Below are 12,914 nucleotides of genomic sequence, written 5' to 3'. Positions count from 1 at the left end.
GGCTCGTGCCGTTCGACGCGGTTTCCGACGATTTCAGTTCGGGCACGGTCAATCCCCAGTGGACATTTTCGGGGGCGGCGGGCACGGCGCAGATAGGTACGTCGCCCACGGATTCCTTTGTCGCAATATCATCTCCCTCCGGCGTCCCCGTCAGTGCCTCTGACGTGCTGACCACACCGCGTCTTATGCAAGACGTGACCAATGGGGACTTCCAGATCAGTGCGGGATTCTTGTCCGAACCCGGCGAGGCCTATCAGGAGCACGGGCTGCTGATGGTCGCCGATGACGAGAACTGGATTCGGTTCGATCTCGCTCGAACACCGTCGAGCCTCCGCTTGATCGTTGGTGTCGTTGAGGATGGTGAAACGACGTATCCGCTGTTCGCCAAAGTCCAGTCCGGCCAAGTCACCGACTTCCGGGTGACTCGTGTCGGCGACACTTTCAATTTCGAATATAGTTCCAACGGGGCGGACTGGACCACGGCGTTTTCGCTTGATCACCAGATCGACATCACCGAGGCTGGCGTCTTTGCCGGCAGCGCGTCCTACCAGGGAACAGCCCCCGGCTATACGGCCAAGGTAGACTATTTCGAGAACAGCGCCGATCCGATCCTGAACGAGGATGGCAGCTATGTTCCGGCCAATCTGGCACCTGAGGCTTCATCCGACGATTTCTACACGCCTCTCGGTGCGCCGCTCCAGATTGATGCCGCTGATTTGCTGGCGAACGATTCCGATCCGAACCTGGATTCCCTGACCGTTTCCGGCCTGACTCAACCCGGTCACGGGACGATCGCCTCCGACGGTGAAGGCGGGTGGATATACTCACCAGAAGCCGGTTTCGAAGGCACAGATACTTTCACTTATACGGTCACGGACGGTGAACTAACTGACACAGCTAGTGTTTCGGTGCTGGTCGGGAATCCGATCGACGTCTGGTACGGGCTGGACCAGAGTTTTGGCACGCCTGGCGAGGCACAGTCGTGGATCAACATTCTCGGCAATGTCTCGGGGGACGTCACGTCTCTCAGCTATACACTGAACGGCGGCACTCCTGTAGCGCTGTCGGTAGGCCCCGATACCCGGCGTCTGCAAGACAACGGTGATTTCAACATCGACATCATCTACGACGACCTCGACGGCTCTCCGGTCGATGACGTGATCGAGATCAGCGCCCAATTGGCCGACGGCAGCACTTGGACCCGCCAGGTGACCGTCGATTACGAAGACGGTGCACACTGGAACCCCAATTACGCGATTGACTGGGCGACGGTGACCGACATCCAGCAGGTCCTACAAGTCGCCGACGGCACTTGGACCCATGATGCCTCGGGCGTCCGACCCGTGGATCTGGGCTATGACCGGCTTCTGGTGCTCGGCGACAGCGATTGGGACAACTACACGCTTAATTTGACCATCACCATGAATGACTTGGAGAACGTGGATCCGAGAGGCCGCGACGGGGGTGCTTTTGCGATCGGGATGCTTTGGGGTGGCCATACCGACCAGCCAATCTCCGGCTGGCAGCCGGTTTCTGGCTACGAGCCCGGCGCTTCATTCTTCTATACAGACCGGTTCGAGAGTCACAGCTATCATAGCTATGGCCAGGTGCTGGGCACCCAGAGCTTCGCCCTCGAAGAGGGCCTGACCTACAATTTCACGGTGCAGGTAGAGCAAGTTGGTATCTACGATCGGCTCTATTCCTTGAAGGTCTGGGAGGTGGGAACCTCGGAGCCTGTGGGCTGGACGCTGCAGGGACTCGAGACATTTTCGCTGGACGAAGCGCCAGCGACCGGGGGAATCTATCTCAACGCGCATTACTTCGACGTCACTTTCGGAGACCTCACCGTCACCGAGATCACCGGTAGCGACATCCTCAACGGCACGGACACCAATGAGACCCTGGTGGCGGCCGATACCGAGGCGGCCCTGCCGGGGCAGGGGGAGATCGACGTCTTCACCGGGGGGGCCGGCGCAGACGTCTTCGTGTTCGGCGCCAATGGCACGGTCTATTACGACGACGGCAACGCCAGCAGCTCGGGGGTGGAAGACTACGGCTTTGTCTGGGACTTCGAGAGCGGCGTCGATCAGATTCGTCTTGCCGGCAGTGCCGGCGACTACACCCTGACGACAAATGCGCCGGACTTGACGCCTGGGACCGCCATCTGGCTGACCGGCCAGAACGGTGCCGAAAGCGAACTGATCGGAGTTCTGCGCAACGTGTCTGGACTGTCTCTCGAAAGTGAGGATTTTCTCTATGACACGTTGGTCTGATATCCACGCCGTCTGAACCCGGGCCGTCAAGGTTCCATTCGCCTGCGGATCATCACAAATTGGCCCCCATATATCCGCATTGATTACGGAGAGGGGGATGGCCGTCTGGCCCTTCGATTACAAAACCGGAGTTATTACAAATGAAAACCGCCATTTTAGCCGGAGGCAAGGGCACGCGTCTTGCCGAGGAAACCGTTGTTCGTCCCAAACCGATGGTCGAGATCGGCGGCAAACCGATCCTCTGGCATATCATGAACATCTATTCACACTATGGCTTCAACGACTTCGCTGTCGCCCTCGGGTACAAGGGCGACTACATCAAACGTTATTTTGCCGAGTACGGAACGCTGTCGGGCAATCTGACCGTAGACCTGCAGAACCCCGAACCCTTGATCCGCCACGAGAAGGATCACGCCCCCTGGAGGATTGATCTGATCGAGACCGGGGATGAGACACTGACCGGCGGACGGGTGAAGCGCCTGCAGCCCTATCTCGGTGATGGCACCTTCATGTTGACTTGGGGCGACGGCGTTTCGGATGTGGATCTGAACCGGCTGATCGCCTTTCACAAGAGCCACGGCAAGCTAGCCACCATCACAGCAGTTCGCCCGCAGGCGCGCTATGGACATATGCGGTTCGATGGTGACAGGGTCGCGGCCTTCGAAGAAAAGCCGCAGACCGCCGAAGGCTGGATCAATGGTGCCTTCTTCGTGCTCGAACCACAGGTCTTCGATTACATCGAGGGCGACATGGTGATGTTCGAACATGCGCCACTGGAGAATCTCGCCAAGGACGGGCAGCTCATGGCCTATCGTCACGAGGGGTTCTGGGCGGCGATGGATACATTGCGTGACAAGCACACGCTGCAGAAATTGTGGGATTCCGGGGAACGCCCCTGGGCTGTTTGGGAACATTAGGATGCGCATACTCGTCACCGGTCATCGCGGTTATATCGGAACCGTCCTGACGCCGATGCTTCTCGAAGCCGGCCACGACGTCGTCGGTCTCGACAGCGATCTCTATGAACGCTGCACATTCGCTCCGGGCGGAGTGATGCCCGAAATCCCGACCCTGCTGAAGGATATCCGTGAGGTCACGCCGGCAGACATGCTGGGCTTCGATGCGGTCCTGCATCTGGCCGCACTATCGAATGATCCGCTCGGCGACTTCCGTCCAGAGACCACTTTCGAAATCAACTTCGAAGGCACAATGACAGTCGCCCGCGCCGCCAAGGCCGCGGGGGTCGAGCGGTTCGTATTTTCTTCTTCCTGCTCGAATTACGGGGCAGGGGGGTCCGACTTCATCGACGAGAACGGTGCCTTCAATCCCGTGACGCCTTATGGTGTTTCCAAGGTACGCTCGGAGCAGGCGCTGGCTGAACTCGCCGATGACAGTTTCTGCCCGACGTTCCTGCGCTCAGCGACGGCATATGGCGTCTCGCCCAGGATCCGTTTCGATCTGGTGCTCAACAATCTTGTCGCCTGGGCCGTGACCACGGGCAATATCCACATGAAGTCGGACGGAACGCCGTGGCGACCGATCACCCATATCGAGGATATCTCTCGAGCATTTCTCGCCACGCTGTCCACGCCTGTCGAGACGATCCGCAACGAGGCATTCAACGTCGGGGTCACAGATCATAACTACCAGATCAGCGAATTGGCCCATATCGTCGCGTCGGTGGTGCCGGGCTGCGAGGTGACCTTCGCCGAAGATGCCGGGCCGGACAAACGATCGTATCGCGTGAACTGCGACAAGATTCAGCGAGTGATGCCGCAGTTCAAACCACAATGGGATGCCCGACGCGGGGCGCAATCTCTCTACGAGGCCTACAGGGCACAAAAGCTGACGCTGGAAGAATTCGAGGGGCCGAGATACCAGCGCATCGGTCATATCAAGAAGCTGATTGCCGACGGCATCATCGACAAAACCCTGAAGCATACACCCAAGGCGCAGGCCGAGCGCGACGCCGCTCCAGTCGAGATGCTGGCGCCGAAATTCGAGGCGGATGCCGCCAGCGTAACCTGCATCTCCTGCGGACACACCGGATTACAGCCGATACTCGATCTCGGCCCGATGCCGCGTTCGGATGGTCTTCTGGATGAGGCGGTCCTCGACAGGAAGGAGTCGTTGGTGCCGCTCCGTCTCGGCTACTGCCCGGAATGCACGCTGGTGCAACTGCTCGAAACACGACCGGCCGAAGAAATGTTCGGAGACGACTATCTCTACTTCTCGTCCTTCTCCGAGGACCTTCTGAAGCACAGCCGCAAGAACGCGCTGGAACTTATCGAGACGCGAGGTCTGGGCCCGCAAAACCTGGTTGTCGAGATCGCCTCAAATGACGGCTATCTACTCAAGAACTTTAAGGAAAAGGGTATTCCAGTTCTTGGCGTCGACCCCGCGAAACAGCCAGCCACAGCGGCGATCGCGCAGGGGATCGAGACGATCAACGACTTCTTTGGGACCCGTGTTGCCAAGTCTCTTGTCGCACAGGGTCGCAAGGCGGATGTGATCATTGCCAACAATGTCGTTGCCCATGTGGCCGATCAGAACGATCTGGTTGCCGGTATGGCGGCGCTTCTGGCCGATGACGGGATCGTCTCTGTCGAATTCCCCTATGTCCGCGACCTGATCGATTTCATCGAGTTCGACACGATCTATCACGAGCATCTCTGCTACTTCTCGGTTGGGTCGGCACGAACTCTGTTCGCGCGCCACGGTCTCTATCTCAACGATCTGCGCCGGCTGCCAATTCACGGCGGGTCGCTCAGGCTCTATTTTGGCAAGACCGAAGCGCCATCCGAGGCAGTGACCCGGATCCTGCGTGAAGAGCATGAGCTCGGCTTGGACGATTACAGCTATTATAAGAGCTTTGGGACCCGGGTCCGGACCTTCCGGGAAGAGGCCCGGAAGCTGATCGGCAGACTGAAAGCCGAGGGACAACGGATCGCAGCCTACGGCGCCGCCGCCAAGGGCACCATCATGCTGAACTTTCTGAACCTGAATGCGCGGTCGATCGAATATGCAGTCGATCGCAACGTTCACAAACAGGGCAAGTATATGCCAGGCGTTCGGGTCCGGATCGACAGTCCCGAGAAACTGCAATCAGATCGGCCGGACTACGTGATGATCCTGCCCTGGAATTTCCGCGACGAGATCATCCGCCAACAGCAGGATTTCCTAGCCGGAGGCGGCAAGTTCGTGGTGCCGATCCCCAATCTCGAGATCGTTTCGAACTGATGCCAGAGAGTCTTCAAACCTGTCCTGCATGCAGCAGCAAGCATCTGGACGAGATCTATCGGCTCGATGCGATTCCGGTGCAGAGCTGCATCCTTCTGGACAGCGCGGCGGAGGCGCGGGATTTCCCGCGCCGTCCGCTCGTGCTGAAATTCTGCGATGATTGCGGCTTCGTCTTCAATTCGGTCTTCGATCTGTCCCAGGTCGACTATGCTTCGACCACAGAAGAGAGCCAGCATTTCTCCGGCACCTTCAACCGCTTCGCCAAGCAGCTCGCAGCCGAGGTCGCTTCGCTCTACGATCTGAAGGGCAAGCGCACACTGGAGATCGGCTGCGGCAAAGGTGAGTTCCTACAGGAGCTGGTGCAACAAACCGGTACGCTGGGCCTCGGCGTTGATCCCGGTTTCATCCCGGAGCGCCTTCCGGGTGCGGACGGGCAAGACATCCATTTCCAACGCGAGTATTTCGATCCAGCGACTATCGCCGAGACTCCCGATTTTGTAGCCTGTCGCCATACGCTGGAACACATCCCCGCCGTTGGCCAATTCATGGCGGACATCGCCACCGCAATCCGCGGTCGCAAGGATGTAGGCATCTTCTTCGAAACGCCCGATGTGCGTCGGGTGCTGGACGAAGGAGCCTTCTGGGACATCTATTACGAGCATTGCTCGTACTTCACTCTCGGCAGCCACGCACGCTTGTTCCGGCAGGCTGGAATGGATGTAACGAAACTCTATCTGGCCTATGACGACCAATACATCATCCAGTATGCCGAACCCTCCACCGGACGGCCGCCGCTCCCGGAGGAGGATGACCTCGATGCCGTGCGCGCTCTGGCGAAAGCCTTCCCTGAGAGGGTCGCTGAGAGCCGCGCCTATTGGATCGATTTTGTCCGCACCCGCCACGGCGAAGGCAAGCGCGTCGCAATCTGGGGCGGTGGGTCCAAAGGTGTATCCTTTCTGACCAGCAACGATCTCCGCACGGAAGTGGCGCAGGTCATCGATATCAATCCGTTCAAGCAAGGCCGCTATCTGCCAGGCACCGGACATCTTGTTTCCGGCCCAGGCAGTCTGAAGGAAGCCCCCCCAGACACGGTGATCGTGATGAACCCAATCTACATGAAGGAAATCGGCGCCGACCTTGCAGCGATGGGCTTGAATCCCGAGCTGGTGGCGGTCTGATGGGTCTGGCCACAACATGTCCGGTCTGCAGCAGCACTGATCTGAAGCCCGTCTTCACCCTCGGCAACGTACCCGTGATCTGCAACCAGCTCTGGCCAGACGCCGAGGCTGCACGCGCCGCACCCGCTGGAAATGTAGACCTCGTCCGCTGTCCCGGCTGTGCAATGATCTGGAACGCAGCCTTCGAACCAGAGCGCATGGTCTATGCGCCGGGCTATGAGAACGCGCTACATTTCTCGCCGAGGTTCCGAGACTTCGCCGAAGACTTGGCAAAGGGTCTGGTCGAGCGCTTCGATCTGAGGGGCAAACATGTCTTCGAGATCGGCTGCGGCGACGGCCATATGCTCGACCTGATGTCGAAGTACGGTGCCGCAACCGCAACCGGCTTCGACCCGTCCATGAGAGCCAAGTCGACGCCCTTTACTGCCCGCGATGGCGTCGAGATCATCCCGGAATATTTCCGCTTCGAACAGCTCGACCGACCCTTCGACGCAATCCTGTGCCGTCATGTCCTGGAACATCTGGACAGGCCCCGACCACTTCTGGACGACATTCGGAAGGCAATCGGTGACCGCGATGTGCCGGTCTACTTCGAAGTACCAAACGCCGGCTGGATGTTGAGGACGGTTTCGATGTGGGACGTGATCTATGAACACGTCGGCTACTGGACCACGCCGTCGATCAGCACCGCCTTCCGCCGCGCCGGGTTTCAGCCAGTCTCGGTAGCAGAAGGTTACGACGGCCAGTTTCTGATGCTCGAGGCTCGCCCTGCGGCTCCTGACCCCACTCATCTTGCTCCCGGCGCGTCCGGAATCGCCGTAGATGCCAACGCTTTCGCTAAGGCGGCGGCGGGCGAGCTTTCCGGTTGGTGCAGGCGGTTGAAAAAGCTGTCTGGCCAGGCTGTGATCTGGGGCGCCGGATCGAAAGGGATTACTTTCGCCAATGCACTCGGTGACGCTGCGGCACCGCTGACCGCAATGGTCGACCTGAATCCGCGCAAGCACGGCCTGGTCGCACCCGGCGTGGCTTTACCGATCGTCGCACCCGAGGCGCTGCGCGAGATCAAACCTGCACTGGTTCTAGTCTCAAATGCGCTCTATGAGGACGAAATCTCAAAGGAGATCCGAGATATGGGTCTCGACGCGGAAATTGCCGTGATAGCAGGGTAGGCCGTGGCCTCCATCACCATCTCGAAACGTCTCGTCGTCATCAATTCCGCCAGCTCTCTGGTCGCGAAGCTCGTCAACATGACCGTGCTTCTGTGGATGTACCAGTATCTTCTCAAACATATCTCGGCCGACGAATTTGCGGTGTTGCCGGTGGTGATGTCGCTCATGGTTTTCGCGCCGCTGTTCTTTTCCTTCTTCACCGGTGGGATCGCCCGCTATCTCGTCGATGCCTATGCGAAGGGTGACACCACACGAGTGACCGGCATCGTCTCGTCGATCTTTCCACTCCTCGCCGTGATGGCGGTTGTGTTTCTGACTCTGGGGATACTGCTGGCAATCAACATCGCGCATGTCCTCAACATCGCCCCAGGCATGGAAAACTCTGCCGGCTGGATGATGGGAATGTTGTTCGGAAGCTTCGCATTACAGATGCTCGGTCTGCCCTTCGCGGCGGGGTTTTATATTCGCCAGAGCTTCGTCGAACTGAACCTTTGGGGGCTGGCCCGCGATCTGCTGCGCATTACGCTGCTGCTGATCTTTCTACTCGGGATCGGGCCACACGTCATCTGGGTATCGACCGCGACCGCAATCTCCGAAATATCCTATACGCTGGCCACAGTGTGGCGGTCGCGCAGGATGGTGCCCGAACTGCGCCTGCGCCGGGCGCTCTTCGATTTCAGCCTTGCACGCCAGCTGATGAGCTTCGGCCTCTGGACCACCCTGGGCCGACTGGGCTGGGTGATGTACACCAATGCCGCAACAATCCTGCTGAACCTCTATGGCACTGCCGTGGACGTGACGAGCTACCATATTGGTTCAACTTTCTACCGTCAGATCGAAAGCACCCTGGGTCTTGCCGCACAGCCCCTCCAGCCGGTGATGACAGCGATGAACGCGCTGGAGGATCGTGAACGTCTGGCCCGAACGGTGTTTCGTGGTGGCCGATATGCGCTTTGGGTGGGGATGGCCGTGGCGGTTCCTCTGACAATCTATTCCAGCGCGTTCATCACACTCTATATGGGGCCGGACTACACCCAGACCGCGATGGTCATCGTGATGTTCATGGTGATCTTTCCCTTCACCAACCCCACATTCCTGCTCCCGATGACAGCGATGTCGACAGGACGGGTGAAAGAGTTTTTCCTGCCTGCCTTCCTGTCCCAGTTTACCGGTCTGATACTGATGGGAATGATGCTGCATTTTACCGATCTCGGGGCAATCGGCGTCACGCTTGCGCTAAGCGTGATTACCATTGGGGGGCAGCTGCTCTACTTCTGGCCACTCGTGCTGAAACTGACCGGGCAATCCTTCGGAAGCTTTACGCAGCAGGTTCTGAAACCGGGATTCATCCCGGCCGCAGCCGGCGGACTAGTCTGGGCAATGATCAGACTCACGACCGATGTTTCGAGTTGGAGCGAGCTGATAGTATCAATCGCTACGGGTGGTATCGCCTACCTTGCTGCCCTACTGGTCTTCGGTCTCAGAGCCTCAGAACGCTCCGAGCTGCGACGCGTGCTAACAAGCCTTCGAACCGCAAGAGGCCAACTACCGCCGTAAGGCCACCTGAAGCCGCGACATTGCTTTTCTCCGGTAATACCCCTGCAAGACACGTATCCGATGGAACCAGACCCCCAGTGACAAGGCCACTGAGCAGGCGATCTTGCCAAAGAACCCGATCTCTTTTCTGCCCCAAACCGACCGATGGTACTCAATGAATAGCCGTTGTCGCGTCGGCAGCCTCTGTTTTGCGCTCGGACTGAACCACTTCAGCACGTCACGTTTCTTCGTGTTGGCAAGGCGCGACATGCCTGGATGCACGCGGCGCAGAAACAGGGTTTCATTAAACCGGACGATCGTCCCCAAGAGCCCGGCTTCGAACATCAGCACATAGTCCGAGGCAATGAAGCTGTCGATCAAACGGGTTCTTTCCAGTGCCTCGCGAGCGAACAAACCGAACACAGGAGCGGCCATACCCATGTTCTGAACAGTATGAAAAGCGCGCGCCCAAGGCTGGCGCGCAAGCGTATGCATCACCTTGATGTCCGGCCCGACAAGCTTCCCGGCCTCATCAATAAAGGCAGAACCGGGATAGACAATCGCCGGCGGAGGACTGTCCTGACTGTGGTTCTCGAATATCTCCAGACATCGCGACAGGAAAGCTGGTCGGATCAGGTCATCATGCGCCGCCCATTTGAAGTAGCGCCCGGATGAGAGCTCAAAGACCCTGTTGTAGTTGAACGCCGCCCCATGATTGTGATCGAGCCGATAGTATTTGATCCGCGTATCCCGTGCCGCATAGGATGCACAGATATCAGGCGTTTCATCTGTCGATGCATTATCGGAAATGATGATCTCGAAGTCCGGAAAATCCTGCGCGAGAAGCGAATCCAGCGCCTCTGAAAGATATCTGGCCCCGTTGTAGACCGGCATTCCGAAACTAACGGCAGGTGAGGTCGTCTTCATGGTCATCGACCAGAATCCATTGCTTTCTTATGCGGAGAAAGTCGCAGCATTGCCCGCCGAGCCCCCGCCTTCCCCATGGTCAGCAAGTTGAGTGGACGGCTCTGAAGGCTTCGAAAGATTAGACCCAGACCGGCCTTCCGCCGGCCGACGCGAAGAAGCGCCCGGCCAAGCAAAAACTGGAACTCGCCAAGCTCTCGACGATACCTACGGAATACGTCTCCGTGGTTCTTCATGATGCGCAGATAGCCCGTGACGTTTCGGCGCGCATTGGTCGAAATGCTGTCGGGCGAGATCATGGCAAGCACAACGGGTTCGGTCTGCTCGAGTACCCGTGTATGACGCGCGAGCCGGATCGTGAAATCCCAATCTTCGTTGGCCCGCGCGCGCGGATCGAACCAAGCGATATCAGGCAGACAGTCGCGTCTGAACAGGCCATTCTGCACACTGATCCGGGAATCGAGCAGGCTGCGTTTCAGTTGATCTTCCTGCAGGGTCATGCGCCGCTTCGGGTCTGGTGCACAAGTCACCCGGCCGGGACCATAGTTTCGTGCCGCGTCGCGGCCGTAGAGAATTTTCAAGCCCACGACAGCACCGACATTCGGGGGCTGGTTCTCGAGCAGTTCGACCTGACGGCCCAGCTTGCCGGGCAGCCACAGATCGTCGCTGTCCTGGAACGCTATGAACCGACCGCGCGCCTCCACAAGACCGGCATTGCGGGCCGCAGCAGCGCCTCCGTTCACAGGACAACGCAGGTAGTGAACACGCGGATCATTGAACCCGGTCACGACAGTTTCGACATCCTCCGTCGAAGCATCATCGACAACAATGAGTTCCAGATCCCGGTACGACTGATCGAGCACGCTGCGCATGGCCGCGGGCAGGCTGCGGAGCCGGTTGAAGGTGGGAAGAACTACCGAGACTGCCGGATTCATACAAAACTCTCTGTGTCACAAAGTTGTTTCTTTTAATCAGTCGCATACTAAGCCATCCGCACAGGCCCGTCACCTTGTGTCGTATGAGCGCCGGATGCAAAGTACAAAGGACGCTGCGATGAACCATTGTCGGCCAAACATGGCCAAAAGGGCTTGAATGCAGGGCTGATGTCGAACGCTACAGACGAGATACGCAGCCCCCTGTCGGCTGGATATGAAAACGCTGGCCATCGAAGCGGCGTACGGCAGCTACCCCTGATCGTGCCGATGCTGCTCGTGTCTCTGATCCTGCCTTTTATCCTGTACCTCGGGCCTTTGCGCCTGTCGGTCTACAGGGTCGTCCTGATTGTGGCCTTCGTTCCCGCCGTGGTTGCTTGGCTCGCTGGACACGCCGGGCGCATCCGGATAGCCGATATTGCCTTGGTTCTACTCTGTAGCTGGGGGGCCATCAGCTTCTTCGTCGTTCACGGAACTGCGGGTATCCAGGCTGGGGGCATGCTATTCATTGAAACCTTAGGACCTTACCTTGTCGCGCGAGTCTATATTCGTTCGGCTGCTGCCTTCCGAGCGATGGTGAAGGCTCTTTTTCTGATCGTCCTCTTCCTTTTGCCCTTCGCATTAATCGAAGCAGTCACGGGAAAAGATATTCTGCTAGAAGCCATGGACACAGTTTGGAACTCCTACCCGCGGGTTGCCAAAGACCCCCGATGGGGGTTGCAGCGCGTCCAGGCGACCTTCGAACATCCGATCCTGTATGGCGTGTTCTGTGGCAGCGTGATTGCACTGACATACGTCGTCCTAGGCCAAGGGTGGTCCTTTCTACGACGCGCCGGCGCAACCTTTTTGGTCCTGTTCACAGCAGCCCTGACACTGTCGGCCGGACCGCTCACCGGCATGACCGCCCAACTTCTGCTGTTGGCTTGGAATCGAATTCTAGGGGCTGTCCGGAGTCGTTGGAAGCTTCTAGCCTGTATAATTGCAGCCATGTGGATATTTCTCGAGTTTGCCTCCAACCGGTCGCCAGCACAGATCTTCATCTCATATTTCTCGTTCGACCAACACAGCGCCTATATGCGGCTCCACATCTGGAACTTCGGGACCGCATCAATCCTCGCCCACCCATTGCTTGGGATAGGATTCAACGAATGGGCACGGCCGAGTTGGATGAGATCCAGCATCGACATGTACTGGATCGTACCGGGCGTGAGGCATGGTCTTCCCGCTGTCTTCTTCAATTTTGCCGCGTTCTTCGGAGTTGTTCTGTCACTAATCTTTCGCAAAGGGCTCGATGAGGCTCAGTCCGCATGCCGGATGGGTATCATTTTCTGCCTGATCGCATTCTTTCTGACCGGCTGGACGGTACACTACTGGAACGCAACCTACGTCCTGTTTCATTTCCTGCTGGGCAGCGGGATGTGGTTGTTGGATGCCAGGCCCGAAGATGACGCGCCGGACATCCATGTCGAAGAAGAACGCCCGCCGCTGCGCTATCGGCGATCAAGAGAGGACCTGATGTCGACAAGCCACTTTGGGAGTTCGCGACAATGAGTCCCGTACCATCCAGACGAGCTGTTCTGAAGTTTTTCTGTTCGACAGCAATCATGGTTGCCCGACCGGCAATGGCCCAGCGGGTCACGGCCGGCCCTTCCGATCTGAACG

At 58.3% G+C, this 12,914-nt stretch carries 9 protein-coding genes; 7 read left to right on the top strand and 2 right to left on the bottom strand.

Annotated features, from left to right (window positions below; translation table 11 throughout):
* The 6 genes from NUW50_RS21280 to NUW50_RS21255 form a co-directional block, all read left to right on the top strand.
* Nucleotides 1-2,273: cadherin-like domain-containing protein (locus tag NUW50_RS21280; RefSeq protein WP_258291202.1), on the top strand; the 2,273-nt coding region annotated here is incomplete at its 5' end.
* Nucleotides 2,274-2,413: 140 nt separating this feature from the next.
* Entirely contained in the window at nucleotides 2,414-3,190 is a 777-nt protein-coding gene (rfbF, locus tag NUW50_RS21275; protein WP_258291201.1) for a glucose-1-phosphate cytidylyltransferase, read from the top strand.
* Nucleotide 3,191: 1 nt separating this feature from the next.
* Nucleotides 3,192-5,513, top strand: coding sequence for an NAD-dependent epimerase/dehydratase family protein (locus NUW50_RS21270; protein ID WP_258291200.1), 2,322 nt, complete (start codon nucleotides 3,192-3,194; stop codon nucleotides 5,511-5,513).
* Nucleotides 5,513-6,691 (top strand): class I SAM-dependent methyltransferase, encoded by a 1,179-nt coding sequence (locus tag NUW50_RS21265; protein ID WP_258291199.1) that lies wholly within the window; start codon nucleotides 5,513-5,515, stop codon nucleotides 6,689-6,691. Before NUW50_RS21270 ends, NUW50_RS21265 begins: the two co-directional genes overlap by 1 nt.
* Nucleotides 6,691-7,860 (top strand): class I SAM-dependent methyltransferase, encoded by a 1,170-nt coding sequence (locus tag NUW50_RS21260; RefSeq protein WP_258291198.1) that lies wholly within the window; start codon nucleotides 6,691-6,693, stop codon nucleotides 7,858-7,860. The genes NUW50_RS21265 and NUW50_RS21260 overlap by 1 nt, the downstream gene beginning before the upstream one ends.
* A 3-nt stretch (nucleotides 7,861-7,863) precedes the next feature.
* Nucleotides 7,864-9,417 carry a lipopolysaccharide biosynthesis protein gene (locus NUW50_RS21255; RefSeq protein WP_258291197.1) on the top strand — a complete coding sequence of 518 codons (1,554 nt, stop codon included), beginning with the start codon at nucleotides 7,864-7,866 and terminating at the stop codon, nucleotides 9,415-9,417.
* Here the strand turns inward: NUW50_RS21255 and NUW50_RS21250 are convergent.
* Both NUW50_RS21250 and NUW50_RS21245 read right to left on the bottom strand, forming a co-directional pair.
* The gene (locus NUW50_RS21250; protein ID WP_258291196.1) at nucleotides 9,406-10,329 is read right to left on the bottom strand and encodes a glycosyltransferase family 2 protein; all 924 of its coding nucleotides are present in this window, start codon (nucleotides 10,327-10,329) and stop codon (nucleotides 9,406-9,408) included. The genes NUW50_RS21255 and NUW50_RS21250 overlap by 12 nt on opposite strands.
* The gene (locus tag NUW50_RS21245; protein WP_258291195.1) at nucleotides 10,326-11,255 is read right to left on the bottom strand and encodes a glycosyltransferase family 2 protein; all 930 of its coding nucleotides are present in this window, start codon (nucleotides 11,253-11,255) and stop codon (nucleotides 10,326-10,328) included. Before NUW50_RS21245 ends, NUW50_RS21250 begins: the two co-directional genes overlap by 4 nt.
* A gap of 168 nt (nucleotides 11,256-11,423) precedes the next feature.
* Between NUW50_RS21245 and NUW50_RS21240 the strand changes: the two genes are divergently transcribed.
* A complete protein-coding gene (locus NUW50_RS21240; protein WP_258291194.1) occupies nucleotides 11,424-12,803 on the top strand; it encodes an O-antigen ligase family protein in 1,380 nt (459 codons plus the stop codon).
* The last annotated feature ends 111 nt before the right edge of the window (nucleotides 12,804-12,914 follow it).

The sequence above is a fragment of the Frigidibacter sp. ROC022 genome, assembly GCF_024723735.1.
Classification (GTDB): domain Bacteria; phylum Pseudomonadota; class Alphaproteobacteria; order Rhodobacterales; family Rhodobacteraceae; genus SLM-1.
Note: the sequence above shows the minus strand (reverse complement) of the source record. Positions and strands in the feature narration are given on the sequence as shown.